The sequence below is a fragment of the Erwinia sp. Leaf53 genome, assembly GCF_001422605.1.
In the GTDB taxonomy this organism is placed as follows: Bacteria; Pseudomonadota; Gammaproteobacteria; order Enterobacterales; family Enterobacteriaceae; genus Erwinia.
Genome location: NZ_LMLK01000012.1, coordinates 169,116 through 190,484 on the forward strand (window position 1 = coordinate 169,116; position 21,369 = coordinate 190,484).

A 21,369-nucleotide genomic window follows, 5' to 3' on the forward strand; every position below is an offset into this window, starting at 1 on the left:
CGGTCAGGGTTGAGACCTTAGTGTTGCTGAGTCGGCCAGTTTCTGCAAATGCGCGTTAAACGCTGCGGGCCGCATAAAGCCGGTCACGCGCGATCCGGGGATCTCCCGGCCCTGCGCGTCAAAGAACAGGATGGTTGGCAGCCCGAGCACCTGCAGATGCTGTAACAGCGCGCCGTCTGTCGCGTTGTTAGCGGTGACGTTCGCCTGCAGCAGCTGCATATTTTTCAGCGTCTGCTGCACCGCCGCGTCGCTGAAGGTGTACTTCTCAAACTCTTTACAGGCCACGCACCAGTCGGCGTAAAGGTCGAGCATGCTGATGCGTCCCTGCGCCTGCTGCAGTTGCCGATCAAGCTGTTGCGTGGTGCTGACCGGGGTAAAGTTAATATGCGCGGCGCTGGCCGCCGTCTGCGGCGCACCGAACGCCCAGTCCTGTAGCGGACGGGCGGCGATCAGCATCGCGCCCAGCAGCAGGATCTGCAGCACCCGTCGCCAGCCGCGCGGGCTGTTCAGGCTGGTGATAAACGCCCAGCCGAAGAACGCTACGCCAAGCAGGCTCCACAGGCGTAGCCCCCAGGCATCGCCGATCACCCGCTCCAGCAGGAACACCGGCAGCGCCAGAATCACAAAGCCAAAGCCCTCTTTGACCGTCTGCATCCACGGGCCGCTTTTCGGCAGTACGCGGCTGCCAAACAGGGTGATCAGCACCAGCGGCAGGCCCATGCCCAGCGCATAGAGGTAGAGGGTGCCGGCACCGGCCAGCATATTGCCGCTCTGGGCGATATACAGCAGGATGGCGCTGAGCGGCGCGGTGGTGCAGGGCGAACAGATCAGCCCGGCCAGCGCGCCCATCAGGAATACTCCCGGCAGCGAGCCGCCCTGCTGGCGGTTGCTCCACAGCGTCAGCCGGGTCTGCAGCGAGGAGGGCAGCTGCAGGCTGAACAGGCCGAACATCGACAGCGCCAGCAGGATAAACAGTGCCGACAGGCCGATCAGCACCGCAGGGGCCTGCAGGGCGGCCTGGAAGCGCAGCCCGGCCGCGGCGACTACGATGCCCATCAGCGTGTAGGTCAGCGCCATCCCCTGTACGTAGACCATCGCCAGCGCAAACAGCCGCTTCATGCCGTAGCGGCGGTTGCCGCCGAGGATGATGCCGGAGATCAGCGGGTACATCGGCAGCACGCAGGGGGTAAAGGCCACGCCGATGCCGATCAGCAGTGCCCACAGCGGGGAGAAGGGCAGCGGGGCGGAGACGGGGTCAGGCGCGGATGAAACGTTATGTTCGGCTGCAGCAGATGTGTCGCCAGCCGCTTGAGGCGCTGTGCTGCCAGGCATGACACGACTCGCAGCAGCACTTCCGGCAGTGGGCTGACTATCAGAGGAAGCGCCTGACGGGCCAGTAGCCGTGGGCGATACCGGCACTGATGAAGTCGGATCGCTGCTGGTGACCTCTTCAGCAGGGGAGGAGTGGAGTGCAGAATTCCCGGATGTTGGGGGGCTGCCCGCAGTGGCACTGTTTGCTGCTCCTGCGTCTGCCACCGCGTTCAGCGGCACGATACGCGTCTCCGGCGGGTAGCAGAAACCGGCGGCGGCACAGCCCTGCCAGGTGACGCTCATCTCTGCGCCGCTGGCCGCCTGCAGTACGTTAAACGGCAGGGTCAGGTTGTTCGGGTAGATCTCGGTTTTACCGTAAAACTCATCTTCGTGAGGCTCGCCGGCGGGCAGGCTCCACTGCGCCAGGGTAGCACCCTGTACGCTGATTTTGATCTGCTGGCGATAGAGGTAATAGCCGGGTTTAACCTGCCAGTTGAGGGTCAGCTGGCGCTCCTGCTGGCTGAAATCAAAGGCAAACGCCTGGCTGGACGGCACAAACTGGCTGTTGTTCTTCGGGCCAAATAATGAGGCGCTGGCGGTAGTGCTGCACAGCAGGCTGAGCAGCAGCAAAAGGGGGGTGATCAGGCGCTGAGCCATAAAGATGTTCTCTTAATCCTTGCTGACGCGGTGAATAAGCCCGCCAGCTCAGACGATGAAACCGAGGCCGGCCGGACGTTCCTTATACTGAATGGGCGAATGATAGCATGATGCGATGACGGTAACTTTTTCAGGATGTAACGACCAGAGTTGATGACTGAAATGCAGAAAATTAAGAAGATTTAAGGCGAATGCGGGGCCCTGACAGGGAGCAGAGCCGGTGTCACCCGGCCCGACTCCGGGCGACTACAGCACCAGGTGACCCACCAGGAAGCCAAACGCCACTGACAGCACGATCGCCAGCGTGCCGGGGATCAGGAACGAGTGGTTAAACACAAAACGTCCGATGCGCGTTGAGCCGGTGTCGTCCATCTCTACCGCCGCCAGCAGCGTCGGGTAGGTTGGCAGCACAAACAGCGCGGAGACTGCGGCAAAGGAAGCGACGGCGGTGAGGGGAGACACGCCCAGCAGCAGCGCGGCGGGCATCAGCGCCTTGGTCGTGGCGGCCTGCGAGTAGAGCAGGGTGGAGGCGAAGAACAGCACCACCGCCAGCATCCACGGGTAGTCGTTGAGCAGCTGGCCGGCCGCGCCCTGGATTTCGCTGAGGTGCGCCTTCACGAAGGTATCCCCCAGCCAGGCGACGCCCATTACGCAGATGCAGGCGCTCATGCCCGATTTGAAGGTGCTGGCGCTGAGGATCTCGCCGCAGTCAATTTTGCAGCAAAAGCAGATTAGCATCGCCACCGTCAGCATAAACACCACGATCGCCTCGTTACGCGGCAGCACCGGGTTGCTGATTAGCCCTACCGCATCGCTGATCGCGGTGGCGTAACCGACTACCGCGATAATGCCGAGCAGGAACAGCAGCACGGCGCGTTTCGCACCGGGCTTCGCTTCGAACTTGCTGGCACCGCGCAGGGTGATTTCGCCCTTTGCCAGCCGCGCCTGATACACCGGGTCATCCTTCAGCTCTCCGCCGAGGAAGCTGGTCACCAGCGCCGCCAGAAATATTGCCACCATGGTGGAGGGGATCGCCACCGCCAGCAGCGCCAGGTAGCTGATGCCTTTCGGCTCCAGCAGCGCGGCCATAAATACCACCGCCGCGGAGATTGGCGAGGCGGTAATGGCGATCTGCGACGCGACTACGGCGATCGACAGCGGGCGCGACGGACGCACGCCCTGCTCTTTAGCCACTTCGGCGATCACCGGCAGGGTGGAGAAAGCGGTGTGCCCGGTGCCGGCCAGCAGCGTCATACCGTAGGTGACCAGCGGTGCCAGCAGGGTGATATAGCGCGGATGGCGGCGCAACAGGCGTTCCGCCAGGCTGACCAGGTAATCCATACCGCCGGCGATCTGCATCGCGGCAATCGCGGCGATCACCGCCATAATGATTTCAATCACATCGAAGGGGATGGCCCCGGGTTTGATTTGAAACACCAGCGTTAACACCAGCACGCCAAATCCGCCGGCAAAGCCGATGCCGATACCCCCTAACCGGGCACCCAGCCAGATGGCGATCAGCACCACCATTAACTCGGGAAACAACATAGTCCGCGCTCCTTAAAAATATTGAAAATAAAAGGTTAAAAATCTGTATCGGGCAAAAAGAAAAAGGGCACGTGGTGATAAACCTACGTGCCCTTGAGCATTATTCGCGCTGACTGTTATTCGTTGTCATCGGTGTAGCGTTTGGCTTTGTACACCGGGAACATCAGGTTCTGGGTGGAGAAGATGTCGTCCAGCTCGCTTTCGGTCAGCAGACCGCGCTCCAGCACCACTTCCCGCACGCTCTTACCGGTTTCCGCACAAATTTTACCGACGATGTCACCGTTGTGGTGGCCGATATACGGGTTAAGGTAAGTCACGATGCCGATCGAGTTAAACACGTAGGCTTCACACACCGCACGGTTGGCGGTGATGCCGTCGATGCATTTCTCCAGCAGGTTGTGGCAGGCGTTGGTCAGGATATGGATCGACTCAAACAGCGCCTGACCAATCACCGGTTCCATTACGTTCAGCTGCAGCTGACCGGCTTCGGAGGCCATGGTGACGGTGATGTCGTTGCCGATCACCTTGAAGCACACCTGATTGACCACTTCCGGCACCACCGGGTTAACCTTGGCGGGCATGATCGAGGAACCTGCCTGCAGCTCAGGCAGGTTGATTTCGTTCAGGCCAGCGCGCGGGCCGGAGGAGAGCAGGCGCAGGTCGTTACAGATTTTCGACAGTTTCACCGCCAGGCGTTTCAGCGAGCTGTGCACCATCACGTAGGCACCGCAGTCGGAAGTGGCTTCGATCAGATCTTCCGCCGGCACGCACGCCAGGCCGCTGACTTCCGCCAGCTTCTGCACCGCCAGCTGCTGATAGCCATCCGGGGTGTTCAGGCGGGTACCGATAGCGGTGGCGCCGAGGTTCACTTCCAGCAGCAGTTCGCCGGTGCGCAGAATGCTGCGGATCTCTTCGTTCAGCAGCACGTTGAACGCGTGGAACTCCTGGCCGAGGGTCATCGGTACCGCGTCCTGCAGCTGGGTACGGCCCATCTTAAGGATGGTGTCGAACTCCACCGCTTTACGCTGGAAGCCTTCGCTCAGTTTGCCAATCGCCTCCAGCAGCGTCAGGATCGAGCTGTAGACCGCGATGCGGAAACCGGTCGGGTAGGCATCGTTGGTGGACTGGCATTTATTGACGTGGTCATTCGGGTTGAGGAACTGGTATTCCCCTTTCTGGTGACCCATCAGCTCCAGGCCGATGTTAGCCAGCACTTCATTGGTGTTCATGTTGACCGAGGTGCCTGCGCCGCCCTGATAGACGTCGATGGGGAACTGGTCCATGCATTTGCCGTTCAGCAGCACTTCATCGCAGGCGCTGATAATGGCGTTAGCCACGTTGCGCGGGATGGTTTGTAATTCTTTATTGGCCAGCGCAGCCGCTTTTTTCACCATCACCATGCCGCGAACGAACTCGGGGATGTCACTGATCTTGCTGTTACTGATGTAGAAATTTTCAATCGCACGCAGAGTATGAACACCGTAGTAGGCATCGGCCGGTACTTCGCGGATACCTAACAGGTCTTCTTCGATACGAATGTTATTAGCCATGAGAACCTTCTTGTCAGAACTGCCGGAAAATCATCACAATTTAAGCGCCTGCAACGCAAAATCTCAGTCACCGGCTGACGGCCAGGGCAATGCCCATCCTGCGCACCCCCCTTGTCTAAAATGTCAGCAACAATCACCATATTTCTGCTGCGTTACGGGGTATTACCGGGCCGTGGAACACCGGTAGCAACATTTTATCCGTTTGCCAGCACGCCAGCACGATCATATTCGGCTACAGTGCAAAAGCGTAACGCAGATCACTTAAATGATGGCGCGCGTGAACCCGTTACCATCATAGGTGATAGCCGCGACAAAAGGATCCGGCGAATGAATTTCCACATATCCGGTTGAAAACGGCACCGGTCGTGCCCATCTCTTATACTCAGGATCGTGACGATCGCCATTTTATGCTGTTCTGCCTCAGGCGGAGCGGCAACAAATACAGGAGAGACCGGTGCGCTGGTTACCGTTGTTAGTTATTTTTGCCCTGGTGTGGATCGAGATTTCGCTCTTTATCCAGGTCGCCCACGTGCTGGGCGTACTGCTGACCATGCTGCTGGTGATTTTCACCTCCTGCATCGGTATCTCGCTGGTGAAGAACCAGGGCATGAAGAATTTCATGCTGATGCAGCAGAAGATGAACGCCGGTGAGAGCCCGGCCGCCGAGATGATTAAAAGCGTCTCGCTGGTGCTGGCGGGGTTCCTGCTGCTGCTGCCGGGCTTCTTCACCGACTTTATCGGGCTGTTGCTGCTGCTGCCGCCGGTGCAGAAGATCCTGACCTTACGGCTGATGCCACACCTGCGGGTGTGGGGCGGGGCGGGCACCCGCAGTGCCGGCTTTACCGTTGACGGTGAGTATCAGCGTAAAGAGACCCGCCTGATTGAGCATGACGACAGCGACGATAAACCACGCTAAATCTCTCAGTCGTTCTGCTGCGGCGCGCCCCTCAACCGGCGCGCCGTCTTTTTTTGTGTAGTTGTGCGCAAATAGACCAGAAAAACGCCGTTTTGCCGTAACGGTAAAAATTTTTATCGCCGGCCCTTGAAAGCCGCCCCCCCCGGCCCTATCTCATTCGTCACGAGGCCGGTTGCCCGTTGCCCGGTTCATCCCAACAATGCCTGATTGGACTTCTCAAAGGAGAGCTATCAATGAAAATTCGTCCATTACACGACCGTGTGATTGTTAAGCGTAAAGAAGTTGAATCTAAATCTGCTGGCGGCATCGTGCTGACCGGTTCTGCTGCGGGTAAATCAACCCGTGCGGAAGTTCTGGCAGTCGGTAACGGCCGCATCCTGGAAAATGGCGAAGTGAAGCCGCTGGACGTTAAGGTTGGCGACGTGGTGATCTTCAGCGAAGGTTACGGCGCGAAGACTGAGAAGATCGACGGCGAAGAAGTGCTGATCATCTCTGAAAACGACATCCTGGCGATCGTTGAAGCGTAATTAACGCGTAACTCACTGAACATAAAAATTTAAGGGAAGAGAGAAAATGGCAGCTAAAGACGTAAAATTCGGTAATGACGCGCGCGTAAAAATGCTGCGCGGTGTGAACGTACTGGCAGATGCAGTAAAAGTTACCCTGGGTCCGAAAGGCCGTAACGTGGTCCTGGATAAATCTTTTGGTGCACCGACCATCACCAAAGATGGTGTGTCTGTAGCGCGTGAAATCGAGCTGGAAGACAAGTTCGAAAACATGGGCGCACAGATGGTGAAGGAAGTCGCCTCTAAAGCGAACGATGCTGCCGGTGACGGCACCACCACCGCGACCGTACTGGCTCAGTCAATCATCACTGAAGGCCTGCGCGCAGTTGCCGCCGGCATGAACCCGATGGACCTGAAGCGCGGCATCGATAAAGCGGTTATCGCTGCGGTTGAAGAGCTGAAAAAACTGTCTGTCCCTTGCTCTGACTCTAAAGCCATTGCTCAGGTAGGTACCATCTCTGCTAACTCCGACGAAACCGTGGGCGAACTGATTGCTCAGGCTATGGAAAAAGTTGGCAAAGAAGGCGTGATCACCGTTGAAGAAGGCACCGGCCTGCAGGACGAGCTGGACGTGGTTGAAGGTATGCAGTTCGACCGTGGCTACCTGTCCCCGTACTTCATCAACAAGCCAGAAACCGGTGCAGTTGAGCTGGAATCTCCGTTCATCCTGCTGGCTGACAAGAAGATCTCCAACATCCGTGAAATGCTGCCAGTGCTGGAAGCCGTTGCTAAAGCCGGTAAACCACTGCTGATCATCGCAGAAGACGTGGAAGGCGAAGCGCTGGCGACTCTGGTCGTGAACACCATGCGCGGCATCGTGAAAGTGGCTGCGGTTAAAGCCCCTGGCTTCGGCGATCGTCGTAAAGCGATGCTGCAGGATATCGCTGTGCTGACCGGTGGTACCGTGATCTCTGAAGAGATCGGCATGGAGCTGGAAAAAGCCACCCTGGAAGATCTGGGTCAGGCTAAACGTGTGGTGATCAACAAAGACAACACCACCATCATCGACGGTACCGGCGACCAGGCGAACATCTCTGGCCGCGTTACCCAGATCCGTCAGCAGATCGAAGAAGCGACCTCTGACTACGATCGTGAAAAACTGCAGGAGCGCGTAGCGAAACTGGCAGGCGGCGTAGCCGTACTGAAAGTTGGCGCAGCAACTGAAGTTGAGATGAAAGAGAAGAAAGCCCGCGTTGAAGATGCCCTGCACGCAACCCGTGCAGCGGTAGAAGAAGGCGTGGTTGCCGGTGGTGGCGTGGCGCTGGTGCGCGTAGCCTCTAAACTGGGCGAACTGCGTGGTCAGAACGAAGACCAGAACGTCGGTATCAAAGTTGCACTGCGTGCAATGGAATCTCCACTGCGTCAGATCGTATCTAACGCCGGTGAAGAGCCATCTGTTGTGGCTAACACCGTGAAAGCGGGTGAAGGCAACTACGGCTACAACGCGCAGACCGAAGAGTACGGCGATATGATCGCTTTCGGTATCCTGGATCCAACCAAAGTGACCCGTTCTGCCCTGCAGTACGCGGCCTCTGTGGCTGGCCTGATGATCACCACCGAGTGCATGGTTACCGACCTGCCGAAGGGTGATGCACCAGACCTGGGCGCAGGCGGTGGTATGGGCGGCATGGGTGGCATGGGCGGCATGATGTAATCGCCCTGTTCCCGGTCGTGTGCCGGGAATACACCTGAACGGCCTGCCAGTCTATGACTGGCAGGCCGTTTGCTTTTGTGCGCCGGATGCCGATAAGCTCTGTTTCTCTTTTACCGGCTAAAAAGGTATAAGTAAGAGCACAGATTACCACCTGACCAATAGCGGCCAGCGTAAGGCAAAGAATGAACAGGACTTTTCTTAGATTTCTGTTACGCTTCGGCCTGACTCAGATGAAAAAACATGGGGATTAAAATGCGTATCAAGGTTCTGGGACTCTCGTTTGCCGCCGTGATGCTGGCGGGTTGCAGCAGTTCGTCCAACGGTCTGTCGGCCGCCGGGCAGCAGGTCAGCTTTGTCGATCAGCAGCCGTCCAGCCAGTGCCAGCTGTTGGGTAACGTTACCGGCAGCCAGAGCAACTGGTTTACCGGCACCGGTGGTGAAGGCAGCTCGCTGCGCGGCGCGGCCAACGATCTGCGTAACCGTGCGGCAGAGCTGGGCGGTAACGTGATTTACGGCGCAACCAGCCCAACCCAGAACATCTGGTCAAGCTTCGCCCCGCTGGACAGCAAGATGAGCGGCCAGGTGTATAAGTGCCCGTAACGGCACTCATCTGAAGACTGTCAGGTTGTCTTCTCGCCTGTTGACGCTGTGACAGGCTCCCTTCGCTTCACGTTCAGCGTTGCCTGCTGGTCGCCTGTTAACTGGGGGGCTGGCTCAGGGAGCCTGTACACTGCGCAAAGACGCAAAAAACGTCATCCCTGACAGCTCAGCGCGGGNTAACTGGGGGGCTGGCTCAGGGAGCCTGTACACTGCGCAAAGACGCAAAAAACGTCATCCCTGACAGCTCAGCGCGGGCCTTCCCTGGCCCGCGATGCTTTGCTTCGTGTACAGGCTCCCATCGCTTTACGTTCTGAGTTGCCTGCTGGTCGCCTGTTAACTGGGGGGCTGGCTCAGGGAGCCTGTACACTGCGCAAAGACGCAAAAAACGTCATCCCTGACAGCTCAGCGCGGGCCTTCCCTGGCCCGCGATGCTNAACTGGGGGGCTGGCTCAGGGAGCCTGTACACTGCGCAAAGACGCAAAAAACGTCATCCCTGACAGCTCAGCGCGGGCCTTCCCTGGCCCGCGATGCTGTGCTACGTGTACAGGCTCCCATCGCTTAACGTTCTGTGTTGTCTGCTGGTCGCCTGCTGGCACGGTGACAGGCTCCCATCGTCTTGCGTTCTGCGTCGTCGGCTCTGCTGGTGGCCTGTTGGCGCTTGTGGGGTGACATTCTGAGGCAGCCACACCCCAACTATCGGGCAATCGGGTATATCCGGGTTAGCGGACCGTCGACGGCCATGGATGGCCGGCGCCGAGCCTCCATGGACGGACTCGTGGCGTGTCCGCGTTCCGGATATACCCGATACGCCGGGCACCGGAACCGGCAGCAACTTCTCGCTGGGTACCGCGTGTCTGCTTGCTTAGAGCACGGGCACTATTCCTGGCGCAGCTGCAAATCTAACGGCGTTTTACTCGGCTCTCCGCCAATCTCCCGCGCCAGCTTCGGCACCATATAGCCGGACACCTTTGCCAGCAGCTCACGCACGATGGCCCGCGCCTGCACGTCGGGCACATAAAAGTGCGCGGCTCCCTGTACTTTATCCAGTACGTGCAGGTAGTAAGGCAGGATGCCGGCGTCAAACAGCGCATTGCTCAGTGCCGCCAGCGTGGTGGCATCGTCATTGATGCCGCGCAGCAGAACGCTCTGGTTGAGCAGCGTGACCCCGGCGCGCTTCAGCATGCGCATACCGTCGCGCAGATCGTCGTCGATCTCGTTGGCGTGGTTGATATGGGTGACCATCAGCACCTGCAGCCGCGACTGCGCCAGCCGCTGGCACAGCGCTTCGGTGATGCGTTTTGGAATAACCACCGGCAGGCGGCTGTGAATGCGCAGCCGTTTCAGGTGCGGGATCTGCTCCAGTTCGCCGATCAACCAGTCCAGCTCGTGATCTTTCGCCATCAGCGGGTCACCGCCGGAGAAAATAATCTCATCCAGTTCCGGCTGCTGTCGGATATACTCTAGCGCCTGCTGCCAGTTACGCTTGTTGCCCTGATTATCCGCATAGGGAAAATGGCGGCGGAAGCAGTAACGACAGTTAACGGCGCAGCCGCCCTTAACCAGTAACAGCGCACGATTGCGATATTTATGTAACAGACCCGGCACCACGCTGCTCTGCTCATCGAGCGGATCGGTACTGTAACCCGGCGCGTCGACAAACTCCTGCTGTGAGGTGATCACCTGCAGCAGTAAAGGATCGTGCGGATCGCCCCTTTGCATGCGTGCCGCAAACGCGCGCGGCACCCTGAGTGCGAAAAGACGACGGGCACCGGCACCAGAAGCCAGCTCCGGGTGGTTTTGCAGCGCTAAAAGCTGCAATAATTCATCGGGATCGGTGATTACATCGGCAAGTTGATGTAACCAATCTTCTCGGACGGGGGGTTTTAGGGTTACAATGTGTGCCATTTTTTTGGCTTAGTACCAGTAATAAATTTTAGAGGGCCTTTATGGCGACTTATTCTAGCAACGATTTCCGTCCCGGTCTTAAAATCATGTTCGAAAGCGAGCCTTATGCGATCGAATCAAGCGAGTTCGTTAAGCCAGGCAAAGGCCAGGCATTCGCTCGCGTTAAAATGCGTCGCCTGCTGACCGGTACCCGCGTTGAGAAAACCTTCAAGTCTACCGACTCTGCTGAAGGCGCTGACGTGGTTGATACCAACCTGAACTACCTGTACAACGACGGTGAGTTCTTCCACTTTATGCACCCGGAAACCTTCGAACAGCACCCTGTTGAAGAGAAAACCGTTGGCGAAGCGGCAAAATGGCTGCTGGACAACGCCGAGTGCATCGTGACCCTGTGGAACGGCCGTCCTATTGCCGTGCAGCCACCGAACTTCGTTGAGCTGGAAATCACCGATACTGACCCAGGCCTGAAAGGCGATACTGCCGGTACCGGCGGCAAGCCAGCCACCCTGAGTACCGGCGCCGTGGTTAAAGTGCCACTGTTCGTGCAGATTGGTGAAGTGATTAAAGTTGATACCCGTTCTGGCGAATACGTTTCACGCGTTAAATAAGCCTGAATTCGCAGAGCCCGGCGTCGCCGGGCTTTGAGTCCTGCTCTGTTCCCGCCCGGTTTCATCATCCTGTTCACATTTCCTCCCGCTCCGCCAGGCGCACGGGAAAATTACGGCTATGCTTTAACTGCTGTACTTTAACTCTGAATAAAAGGACATTGTTATGAAGAAAAGTATTCTTGCCGTAATTTCTGTGCTGCTGCTCTCATCGGTATTAACCGCCTGTAACACCACGCGTGGTGTGGGTGAAGACGTTGAGGCCGGTGGCAAAGCCATTCAGAAAAGCACCCAGTAAACAGTTTGACGGGCCGGTGCCTGGGCACCGGCCATGCTGGCTAGAGCTGGCGAACCCAGATCAGTTTATCCACCTCGAATCCTGCTCCGCGTGCCTTAGCCACCAGCTCCGCTTTTACCCCGGCATCCAGCTGCGGCGTACGCGATAAAATCCACAGATAGTCACGGTTTGGCCCACAGATCAGCGCATGCTGATAGTTTTTATCCAGTGCGATGACGTTATAGCCGCCGTAAAACGGCCCAAAGAACGACACCTTCAGTGCAGCCCGGTCCGTCGGCCCGGTGAAGTAGGCTTTGCCTTCACTCTCCTGCCAGCGCTGTTTCTTCACATTATAACCGCGGTTAACCACCTTCAGCCCGCCGTCATCACGCTTGCTGTAGCTGGCGGTGACCTGCTCCAGCCCGCGCTCAAAACGGTGATCCAGCCGGGCGATCTCATACCAGCGTCCGAGGTAGCGCTCGCTGTCAAAGTTATTGACCGGCGTGACGCCCTGCGGCGGGGTGGGGGCGCAGGCCACCGACAGCAGCGCACCGGCGCCCGCGGTAAGCATTTTCCACAGTGACATAAATCCTTCCTTTTCCTGATTATTTTTTTGAGTATAGCGGCTGATGGCAAAAACAGCTGTCCGCACCGCGCACGGCGGCGGCGCTTTATATGTTGCGCAGAATTGTGTGTTGCAGCACGGACAGGTAGACTTCCTGCCCCTGACTGATTCCGGAGTAGAAAAGATGAGCGATACGGCCAGCTGGATGCCAAGTGCACCCATCGCCAATTTATTAAAGCGTGCGGCGATTATGGCTGAAATCCGGCGCTTCTTTGCCGATCGTGGCGTGCTGGAAGTAGAAACCCCGGCGATGAGCCAGGCGACGGTGACCGACGTTCATCTGTTCCCGTTCCAGACGCGATTTGTCGGGCCGGGTGCCTCCGACGGGCTCGATCTCTACCTGATGACCAGCCCGGAATACCATATGAAGCGCCTGCTGGCGGCGGGCAGCGGCCCGATCTATCAGCTGTGCCGCAGTTTTCGTAATGAAGAGATGGGGCGTCACCACAACCCGGAATTCACCATGCTGGAGTGGTATCGCCCGCACTACGATATGTACCGCCTGATGAACGAGGTGGACGACCTGCTGCAGCAGGTGCTGGAGTGCGCGCCGGCGGAAACGCTCTCCTATCAGCAGGCGTTTTTGCGCCATCTGGAGCTTGACCCGCTCTCTGCCGATAAGGCGCAGCTGCGTGAAGCGGCGGAGAAGCTGGGAGCAGGGGATCTGGCCCACCGCGAAGAGGATCGCGATACGCTGCTGCAGCTGCTGTTTATGCTCGGCGTGGAGCCGCAGATTGGCCTGGATAAGCCGGCGTTTGTCTATCACTTCCCGGCTACCCAGGCGTCGCTGGCGGAGATCAGTACCGAAGATCACCGGGTGGCGGAACGTTTTGAGGTCTACTTCAGGGGAATGGAGCTGGCCAACGGCTTCCGCGAACTGACCGACAGTCGCGAACAGCGTATGCGCTTTGAGCAGGATAACCGCAAGCGCGCCGCCGCCGGCCTGCCGGTGCAGCCGGTGGATACCAATCTGCTGGATGCGCTGAGCCACGGCATGCCGGAGAGCTCCGGCGTGGCGCTGGGCGTCGATCGTATCGTGATGCTGGCGCTGAAGGCCGAACAACTCAGTGAAGTGATTGCGTTCAGCGTCGATCGCAGCTGACGCCAGCAGAAATAAGTGAGGCGCGGACAATCGCGCCTCACTAAAACACCTGCCCAAAACGCCCGACGGGCGCTGCTCAGCGGTGGCTATGCCGCGGCAGCATTGCGGCCATCCCGGTTACAGTCCACCTGATTTGTAGTTGCGTGCCGCCGGCGCACCGTTGCTGGCCGGCGTTTTGCGACCCAGCGTCTCCATACGCACCTGGAACGGTGGGAACGGCATTTCCAGATTGTGCTCCTGATAGCCGCGCAGGATCAGCTGATGCAGCTCATGGCGCAGCGGCATGCGGTGGCCCATCTCGGCGGCGTGAATACGCAGCTCAAACAGCTGAATACCCTGCTGCAGGTCCACCAGGAAGGCTTCCGGCGGCGGCGTGTCCAGCACGTACGAGCAGCGCTGTGCCGCCGTCATCAGCACGTTGGTCACTTCCTCACTGTTGGCCTCGGCAGACGCCGGAATGGTCAGCACCACGCGGGTCACCGAGTCCGACAGCGACCAGTTGACGAACTGCTCGGTGATAAAGGCCTTGTTCGGCACGATAATCTCTTTGCGGTCCCAGTCGGTGATGGTGGTGGCACGGGTGTTGATGCGGGTGATGCTGCCGGTCAGATCGCGGATGGTCACGGTATCGCCGATACGGATCGGTTTCTCAAACAGGATAATCAGGCCGGAGACGAAGTTAGCGAAGATCTCCTGCAGCCCGAAGCCCAGCCCCAGCGTTAAACCCGCCACCAGCCACTGCAGCTTCGACCAGTCAACGCCGATCATCGAGAAGCCGACCAGCCCGCCCACCAGCACCAGCACATATTTGGTGATGGTGGTGATAGCGTAGCCGGTGCCCGGCGTCAGGCTGATGTGCTGCAGCAGCGCCAGCTCAAGCAGGGCGGGCATATTGCGCACCAGCTGAGTGGTGATAATCAGCACCAGAATCGCGATCAGCACCGAACCGAGGGTGATCGGTTGCAGGCTCTCAACGCCCTGCACGGTGGTGCTGACGTCCCACAGGCGGATGTTTTCGAGGAAGCCAAACGCCGAATGGATCTCTGACCACAGCACGATCACCGACACCAGCGCGATTAACGTCAGGATCGAACGCACCAGCCGCAGCGACTGGGCGCTGATCGCATCGAGGTCGATCACCGGCTCTTCAACATCGATGCTGTCCGCCGCGCTCTGCTGGGCGGCCAGATCCTCTTCGCCGCGCGCGCGCTGGGCGAGGATCTCTGCACGGCGCTGGCGGGCGCGGTCAAAGGCGATTTTACGCCGCTGGATCAGCATCCAGCGGCGGATAATGTGGTAGATCACCAGCAGCAGGAACCAGATCGCCACCGAGGTCTCTAACCGCGCCAGCAGCGCCTGGGCGGTAGCCAGATAGCCGATGCACGAGGCCAGTGCCGCCACCAGCGGAATGGCGATCATCACGTTCCACAGGATGTTATTGATCACGTTCTCGCCGTTGCCCTCTTTATCAAGGTGCAGCGGGATGCCGGCGCGTTTCAGGCTGACGGTCACCAGGCTAAGCGCGCCGCAGATCAGAATAAAGCAGACGCGGCCGAGCGTCGGTGAGAACTGGCGCTCTTCGAGGTTGTCGAAGGCGATCAGCAGCATGATCAACGGCACGACCAGCCCGACGCACAGCGTGTAGAAGCGCATCGCCCGCGCCACGCGGGCCTGCGGCCAGCGGAAGTGGACGATAAACAGCCCCTGCGAACGGGCAAAGGTGGCGCTGATCATAAATGCCCACAGCAGCGGGACGCTGGCGGTGACGCCGTCGCCAATCGCTACCGCCAGCGGGTAGGGCCAGGCGTGCTGTAAGCCGTAGCCCAGCGCCGCCCACAGCACCGGCAGCGGCAGCGCCACGAGGATCGACCAGAAGACGGTGCGCAGCGTCAGGCTGAAGTGGTCCAGCGTCACCTTGCCGACCTTGCCGGAGGCCCGTTCGAGGAAGCGGCGGAAGTGGCGGCGTGAGCTGAGGCTGAAGCCGACCAGCAGCACGGCTCCGAGCAGCGGCAGCACCGTCTCCCGGCTGGTGACCATCATCACCAGCGCACCGCCCAGCTGGCCCAGCGTATCCAGCGACAGCAGCTTCTGCAGGTCGCGCGCCAGATCCAGCGGGAAGCTGAAGCCGATAGCGCTGACGTCGGCGGTCCAGAACAGGTAGCGGTGGGCGGCCTCTTTCACTTCGTTCAGCGCGTCCACCAGCTGGGTGTTGCCGACCTTCAGCTTGGTCACTTCCAGAATCAGATTGTCGCAGCCGGAGAGCAGCGAGGTCAGCAGCTCGCGCTGGGTTTTCAGCTGCGCGTCAAGAATGCGCCGCTGCTCTGTGGTCAGGTTACTGTTGTCGTCCTGGCGCAGCTGGCGCAGCGTCTGCTGGTGTTCCAGCAGATCCTCATACTTCAGACGCTGGACGCGCAGCTCACCCATTTCGCTGTCCAGCTGCTGCGGTTTCGGTATATCCGGCAGGCGCGCGACCTGCGCGCGCAGCGCTTCACCGAGCACGTTAGAGACGCCCAGCCACTGCGACTGTTCACGAATGGTGCTCAGCGCCTGGCGCACCTGCAGGGTCTGGTTGGCGGCGGTGCGCTGCTGCGAGGCCACCAGGTCCAGCCGCTGCGCCTGTTGGTTCAGCGCGGCGGAGAGCTCGCGGTTGACGCGGAACTGCTCGGCAATCCCGGCAGGCAGGTCGCCGCTGTTCTCCGCCAGCTGTTCGGTGCGGGCCAGCGCGGTTTCGGCTTCCCGCTGGCGCTGGCTGTTCTGCAGGTTACGCAGATCCTGCAGGTAGCTGTCCATCTGGCTGGCGGTGCGCTGGTGCACCTCGGCACGCATACGCGCCAGCTCCTGACGGTTGTTGGCGGAGAGCTGCGCCAGCTCCAGCTCATCCACCCGCGCCTTCTGTGCGGCAGATTCCGCCTGACGGGCGGCTAACTGAGCCTGGCCCAGCGGCGTGTTGGCTGTGGGCTGCCCCTGCAGGCGGCGTTCGATCTCGTTCAGGCTGCGGCGGGCTTCGCTCTGCTGCTGCGGCAGCTGCGAAAGCGAATCGCTGATTTCCCGGGCGCGATCCTGCTCCTGCTGCGCCTGGCGGCGCTCCTCCAGCAGCTGGCTGCTCACCTGCAGGATCTCCTGATCCAGCTCGGCGGCGCTCATACTGGCGCGGGGCGCTTTACTGCCGTCGGTCAGTCCGGCAATCTGCTGACGCAGTTCGCGGGTCAGTTTCGGGAAGTCGTCGATAACCTGCTGGTATTCGGCAGTACGCGCCAGCGACTGCTTACGCTCGTCCAGCGCGTTAAGGGTGGACTGCAGCGCTTCGACCCGATCGGTCTGGCCGGCGGCGGATTTATCGGCTTTGGCTTCTTCAAGCTGCTGCCCGACCTGTGTAGCATCGGGCAGGCTGGCGGCGTACACCGGCTGGAGCAGGCTCCAGCCGAGTAACAGGGCAGGGATCAGACGTAACATGGCGGCCTGCTATGGGTGGTGGAGAACATCTTCCGCACTCTCTTTTTGCAGTGCAATGGCCAGCGGTTCGCCGAGGCGGGTTTTGCTCTCCGCCGCCAGGCTTTCTGCCAGCTGGACTTTGCCCGCGGCGAACAGGTTAATCACCGTAGAACCGAGCTTGAAGCGGCCCATCTCCTGGCCTTTCAGCAGCACCACGGAGCCCTCTTCTTCGGCACCCGGCCAGCTCCAGCGTTTGATCACGCCTTCACGCGGTGGGGTGACGGTACCGGCCCAGACGGTCTCAATGCTGCCGACGATGGTGGCACCGACCAGGATCTGCGCCAGCGGACCGAACTCAGTATCGAACAGGCAGATGACACGCTCGTTACGGGCAAACAGGTTCGGGATGTTCTGCGCGGTCAACGGATTCACCGAGTAGAGATCGCCCGGCACGTAGATCATCTCGCGCAGGATGCCGTTGCACGGCATATGCACGCGGTGGTAGTCGCGCGGTGCCAGATAGGTGGTAACGAACTCGCCGTCACGGAACAGATCCACCATCGCGGCCTGACCGGCCAGCAGCGCTTCCAGCGAGTAGGTATGGCCTTTGGCCTGGAAAATCTGGTCGCCTTCAATGCGGCCCAGCTGGCTGATGGCACCGTCTGCCGGCAGGATCAGCTGGTTAGGATCGGTATTCAGCGGGCGGGCATCGTCGCGCAGCGGGCGGACGAAAAAGTCGTTAAACGTGCGATAGCTGGCGGTATCCGGCTTCTGCGCCTCTTTCATATCGACCTTATAGAACCAGACGAAAGCGTCGATCACCGCTTTCGTCAGCCAGCCGGCGCGTTTGCTGGCTCCCCAGCCGGCCAGTTCAGTCAGGGCTTGTTTCGGCAGTAAGTTATTCAGGCCGAGTTTAATACGATCTAACACGTGAGCCTCCTGGCTTAAGACAGCAAAAGAGAAAAGGGGGCGGATTGTAGCAGCGCCGGGGGGTTAAGGCTATGGTCGCCCCGGCAGCGCCGTCAGTCTTTGTCGCTGGTGAAATTGCGGCGGGTTTTTGCCTGCACTTCAGCCATCGTTTCCAGAATCTGGTGATAGTTGACGAAGCGGGACTCGTCGATCTCGCCTTTATCCACCGCTTCGCGAATGGCACAGCCTGGATCGGTGTCGTGCTTGCAGTCGCGGAATTTACAACCACCCAGATAGTCACGGAATTCGACAAATCCACGGGTGATTTGTTCCGGCTCCAGGTGCCATAAACCGAATTCACGCACGCCAGGGGAGTCGATCACGTCACCACCGTGCGGGAAGTGATACAGGCGCGAAGCGGTGGTGGTGTGCTGGCCGAGGCCGGAGACGTCTGACACGTCGTTGGTCAGGATCTCATTGTTACCCAGCTCCAGCCCCAGCAGCGCGTTCAGCAGGCTGGATTTACCGACGCCGGACTGGCCGGCAAAGATGCTGATACGGCCAGCCAGCGCCTGCTCCAGCTCGGCCAGGCCCTCTTTGCGGTAGCTCGATACCATCAGCACCGGGTAGCCGATATGGCGGTAGATATTCATCTGCTCGTCGACAAAGGCGCGGGCTTCGTCGTCCAGCAGGTCGGTTTTATTCAGCACCAGCAGCGGTTCGACGCCCAGCGTTTCGCAGGCCACCAGATACCTGTCGATAATGTTCAGCGACAGCTCCGGCAGAATCGCCGACACCACCACAATCTGGTTAATGTTGGCGGCAATCGGTTTTACGCCGTCGTAGAAGTCGGGGCGGGTCAGCACCGAGGTGCGCTCGTGTACGGCTTCAACAATGCCTTTGACCGTGGCACCGCCCTCAACGCCGGGGCGCCACAGCACGCGGTCGCCGGTGACCAGCGAACGAATGGTCCGGCGGATATTACAGCGGTGCACCGAACCGTCCGCGTCTTCAACGTCGGCATGCATACCAAAACGGCTGATCACCACGCCATCACGTGCTTCACCAAACAGGCTGTCATCCGGCTCGGGTTTATCGGCACGCTGCTTCAGGCGACGATCGTGGTTGGCACTCACGCGACGTTGCTGACCTTTGGATAGTTTGTTTTTAGTCACTGTTCCTCACACGGTTACGGCATATTTCGCCCTTCGCGGGCAAAACGTCTATCATACACGCTAAATTGAGACAATGCCGCTCTGGCTACCGTGAGACGCACTATGACTGCTAATGCAAATAATCTGATTTGGATCGATCTTGAGATGACCGGGCTGGACCCGGAGCAGGATCGTATTATTGAGATCGCCACTCTGGTGACCGATGCCGACCTGAACATTCTCGCGGAGGGGCCGGTGTTTGCCGTGCATCAGTCGGACGCTCAGCTGGCGCTGATGGACGAGTGGAACGTACGTACCCACACCAACAGCGGCCTGGTTGAGCGGGTTAAGGCCAGCCAGTTTGACGACCGCGCCGCCGAGCTGGCGACCATTGAGTTCCTCAAACAGTGGGCACCGGCCAATACCTCCCCGATCTGTGGCAACAGCATCGGCCAGGATCGCCGTTTCCTGTTCAAATATATGCCGGAGCTGGAAGCGTACTTCCATTATCGCTATCTGGACGTGAGCACGCTGAAAGAGCTGGCGCGCCGCTGGAAGCCGGAGATCCTGCCCGGTTTTAAAAAGCAGGGCAGCCACCAGGCGATGGACGACATCCGCGAGTCGGTGGCCGAACTGGCTTACTACCGCGAGCACTTTATTCAGCTGTAAGCGGCCGTGCAGCGCAAGGCTGACGGGCGCGCGTAGCGAGGGAGGTGGCGGCGTAAGGCCCGGACTGACTGGCGCGTGCCGCGCTTCATTCATCCTGAGTCAGAAAATGACTCAGGATGGTGGAAAAACAGCCGACCGAACGGTTTTATGAAATTTTTTTTGCACGAGGGGTTGCAGGGGTAAGGAAACTCCGTATAATGCGCTCCCCGTACCGGTGAGAAAATTCATCGTTACGACCCCTGCGGGAATAGCTCAGTTGGTAGAGCACGACCTTGCCAAGGTCGGGGTCGCGAGTTCGAGTCTCGTTTCCCGCTCCAGATTAATCCGGTAGATTGTAGTCTGCCGGATGCGAAAGAAGGTCCCTTCGGGGGCCTTTTTTTGTTTCTCAGCCACAGCGCTGTGCCATCCGCTATCTGCGTGCATCAGGCACTGGCGTAACGACGCATTCAGGTCATGACGTGGCTAAGCGGGCGATGCTGCCACCGCCCTTTCTGTAACGCCTGCGCTTATTTCGCGTCTTTCAGCAGCTGGTAAATCCGCTGCGCCTGGTTGCGGTAGGTGGTGATACCGCCGGAGCCGTAAATTTCCTGCGCGTTCAGGTAGATGATGCGGTTGTTTTTGGCGGCATCGGTGCCTTTAACATCGGCATTATCCAGCAGCTTTTTCGCGTTGCTGTAGTCCGGGCTTTTGCCGAGCACCGAGTCGCGGTCAATAACGAAGATCCACTGCGGATTGGCTTTGGCGATACGGGCGCTGTCGATCACTTCGCCGAAGCGGCTGTTATGGGTTAACGGCGTCGCATCCTTAAAGCCGATAAAGTCGGCGATAAAGCCATACTTGCCGCCGCTGCCGTAGCCCATCAGCTTATCGCCGGTGGTGAGGATGGTCATCGCGGTCCCGGCCTTCTCCGCCAGCGGGCGCACCTTATTCACATCGTCTTCCAGCGCCTTAATCGCAGCTGTAGCCTGCGGTTGCTTATCAAACAGTTCACCCAGCGAGCGAGTGCGCTGTGAGAGGCTCTGCAGCAGATGCGGGTGGTCGATGGTCAGATCCAGCGTCGGCGCAATTTCACGGAACTTGTCGGTTGACTCAAAGGCGCGCTCACCGCCGATGATCAGGTCCGGCTTCTCTTTACGCAACGCCTCGAAGTCCGGCTTAAACGGATTACCGGCGTTGTAGTAAGGGCCGGACTCATACTGGCTGAGGAACGGCGGGAAGCTGCCTTTTTTCTGTGGCAGCGACAGGCCGGAAACCTTCACGTCCAGCACATCGAGGATCTCCAGTATTGCCAGATCGTAGACCACCACGTTCTTCGGGTTCTTCTTAATGGTCTGGGTATTGATGCTGTCGGTAATTGCTACGCTGTCGGAAGCAGCAGAAGGAGTGGCGGCGGTGGCGATAGTGGTGAAACCGGCACCGGCGGTCAGTAACAGGCAGCTGGCGAGACAGGCACGGGTCAAACGTGAGAGAGGCATATAGTCACATCCTATGTAAGTGTAATTGATAATCGTTCTCAATAAATAATACGGATTTCATTCAGGATGTACAGCGCCCAGGTAAACCGGGCGAAAATGGCGAGATTTTCGCCGTAACATGGCGAAACTGGAGGTTTTTATAGCAGTCAGCACGGATCGGTGAAAAAAGCCGTTATCAGGGCTTGCCAGCGCCGCCCCGGCACGCCATAATAGCGCCCATTCCTGATTCAGGAATTAAAAGATGAATCGAATCAAAGAATTACCAAATGTTTGATTGCACCACCCAAGCGGGAATAGCTCAGTTGGTAGAGCACGACCTTGCCAAGGTCGGGGTCGCGAGTTCGAGTCTCGTTTCCCGCTCCAAATTTTTCGCCGTCGGTTACGCCGGCAGGCGAGTGAAAAAAGGACCTTCGG

The 21,369-nt window shown here is 59.1% G+C and carries 17 protein-coding genes and 2 tRNA genes; 10 read left to right on the top strand and 9 right to left on the bottom strand.

What is annotated here, in order from left to right; genetic code table 11:
- Window positions 1-3 precede the first annotated feature (3 nt).
- The 3 genes from dsbD to aspA all read right to left on the bottom strand — a co-directional run bounded on the left by dsbD (window position 4) and on the right by aspA (window position 5,066).
- Window positions 4-1,968 carry a protein-disulfide reductase DsbD gene (gene dsbD, locus ASF13_RS09550; protein ID WP_056235341.1) on the bottom strand — a complete coding sequence of 655 codons (1,965 nt, stop codon included), beginning with the start codon at window positions 1,966-1,968 and terminating at the stop codon, window positions 4-6.
- 246 nt (window positions 1,969-2,214) lie between these two features.
- Window positions 2,215-3,516, bottom strand: a complete 1,302-nt coding sequence (locus ASF13_RS09555) for an anaerobic C4-dicarboxylate transporter (RefSeq protein WP_056235344.1) — start codon at window positions 3,514-3,516, stop codon at window positions 2,215-2,217.
- Between the two features lie 116 nt (window positions 3,517-3,632).
- On the bottom strand, window positions 3,633-5,066 hold the full coding sequence (gene aspA / locus ASF13_RS09560) for an aspartate ammonia-lyase (protein WP_056235347.1): 1,434 nt from the start codon (window positions 5,064-5,066) through the stop codon (window positions 3,633-3,635).
- 454 nt (window positions 5,067-5,520) lie between these two features.
- Between aspA and ASF13_RS09565 the strand changes: the two genes are divergently transcribed.
- From ASF13_RS09565 to ASF13_RS09580, 4 genes are all read left to right on the top strand, one after another.
- The gene (locus ASF13_RS09565; RefSeq protein ID WP_056235350.1) at window positions 5,521-5,982 is read left to right on the top strand and encodes an FxsA family protein; all 462 of its coding nucleotides are present in this window, start codon (window positions 5,521-5,523) and stop codon (window positions 5,980-5,982) included.
- A gap of 233 nt (window positions 5,983-6,215) precedes the next feature.
- Window positions 6,216-6,509 carry a co-chaperone GroES gene (locus ASF13_RS09570; protein ID WP_056235352.1) on the top strand — a complete coding sequence of 98 codons (294 nt, stop codon included), beginning with the start codon at window positions 6,216-6,218 and terminating at the stop codon, window positions 6,507-6,509.
- Window positions 6,510-6,555: 46 nt separating this feature from the next.
- Window positions 6,556-8,202: a chaperonin GroEL gene (gene groL / locus ASF13_RS09575; RefSeq protein ID WP_056235355.1), complete on the top strand. Its 1,647-nt coding sequence runs from the start codon at window positions 6,556-6,558 to the stop codon at window positions 8,200-8,202.
- 252 nt (window positions 8,203-8,454) lie between these two features.
- Window positions 8,455-8,802: a DUF4156 domain-containing protein gene (locus ASF13_RS09580; RefSeq protein ID WP_056236363.1), complete on the top strand. Its 348-nt coding sequence runs from the start codon at window positions 8,455-8,457 to the stop codon at window positions 8,800-8,802.
- 876 nt (window positions 8,803-9,678) lie between these two features.
- Here the strand turns inward: ASF13_RS09580 and epmB are convergent.
- On the bottom strand, window positions 9,679-10,707 hold the full coding sequence (gene epmB / locus ASF13_RS09585; RefSeq protein WP_056235358.1) for an EF-P beta-lysylation protein EpmB: 1,029 nt from the start codon (window positions 10,705-10,707) through the stop codon (window positions 9,679-9,681).
- A 41-nt stretch (window positions 10,708-10,748) separates the two neighbouring features.
- On the opposite strand from epmB, the gene efp reads away from it, so the two are divergent.
- Window positions 10,749-11,315, top strand: a complete 567-nt coding sequence (gene efp / locus ASF13_RS09590) for an elongation factor P (RefSeq protein ID WP_056235362.1) — start codon at window positions 10,749-10,751, stop codon at window positions 11,313-11,315.
- A 163-nt stretch (window positions 11,316-11,478) separates the two neighbouring features.
- Window positions 11,479-11,610 (top strand): entericidin A/B family lipoprotein, encoded by a 132-nt coding sequence (locus tag ASF13_RS09595; RefSeq protein WP_056235364.1) that lies wholly within the window; start codon window positions 11,479-11,481, stop codon window positions 11,608-11,610.
- 40 nt (window positions 11,611-11,650) lie between these two features.
- Here the strand turns inward: ASF13_RS09595 and ASF13_RS09600 are convergent, their stop codons facing one another.
- On the bottom strand, window positions 11,651-12,175 hold the full coding sequence (locus ASF13_RS09600; RefSeq protein WP_056235367.1) for a lipocalin family protein: 525 nt from the start codon (window positions 12,173-12,175) through the stop codon (window positions 11,651-11,653).
- A gap of 163 nt (window positions 12,176-12,338) precedes the next feature.
- On the opposite strand from ASF13_RS09600, the gene epmA reads away from it, so the two are divergent.
- Window positions 12,339-13,316 (top strand): elongation factor P--(R)-beta-lysine ligase, encoded by a 978-nt coding sequence (gene epmA, locus ASF13_RS09605; protein ID WP_056235370.1) that lies wholly within the window; start codon window positions 12,339-12,341, stop codon window positions 13,314-13,316.
- A 117-nt stretch (window positions 13,317-13,433) separates the two neighbouring features.
- On the opposite strand, the gene mscM is transcribed toward epmA, so the two are convergent.
- The 3 genes from mscM to rsgA form a co-directional block, all read right to left on the bottom strand.
- A complete protein-coding gene (gene mscM / locus ASF13_RS09610; RefSeq protein ID WP_056235374.1) occupies window positions 13,434-16,769 on the bottom strand; it encodes a miniconductance mechanosensitive channel MscM in 3,336 nt (1,111 codons plus the stop codon).
- Window positions 16,770-16,778: 9 nt separating this feature from the next.
- Window positions 16,779-17,678, bottom strand: a complete 900-nt coding sequence (gene asd, locus ASF13_RS09615) for an archaetidylserine decarboxylase (protein ID WP_056235377.1) — start codon at window positions 17,676-17,678, stop codon at window positions 16,779-16,781.
- 92 nt (window positions 17,679-17,770) lie between these two features.
- Window positions 17,771-18,832: a small ribosomal subunit biogenesis GTPase RsgA gene (gene rsgA / locus ASF13_RS09620; RefSeq protein ID WP_056235380.1), complete on the bottom strand. Its 1,062-nt coding sequence runs from the start codon at window positions 18,830-18,832 to the stop codon at window positions 17,771-17,773.
- Window positions 18,833-18,934: 102 nt separating this feature from the next.
- On the opposite strand from rsgA, the gene orn reads away from it, so the two are divergent.
- On the top strand, window positions 18,935-19,480 hold the full coding sequence (gene orn / locus ASF13_RS09625; RefSeq protein ID WP_056235383.1) for an oligoribonuclease: 546 nt from the start codon (window positions 18,935-18,937) through the stop codon (window positions 19,478-19,480).
- A gap of 241 nt (window positions 19,481-19,721) precedes the next feature.
- A tRNA-Gly gene (locus ASF13_RS09630) sits at window positions 19,722-19,797 on the top strand.
- 189 nt (window positions 19,798-19,986) lie between these two features.
- On the opposite strand, the gene ASF13_RS09635 is transcribed toward ASF13_RS09630, so the two are convergent.
- The gene (locus ASF13_RS09635) at window positions 19,987-20,955 is read right to left on the bottom strand and encodes a siderophore ABC transporter substrate-binding protein (protein WP_082502327.1); all 969 of its coding nucleotides are present in this window, start codon (window positions 20,953-20,955) and stop codon (window positions 19,987-19,989) included.
- A 287-nt stretch (window positions 20,956-21,242) separates the two neighbouring features.
- Here ASF13_RS09635 and ASF13_RS09640 point away from each other — a divergent pair.
- Window positions 21,243-21,318 (top strand) — tRNA-Gly (locus ASF13_RS09640).
- Window positions 21,319-21,369 lie beyond the last annotated feature (51 nt).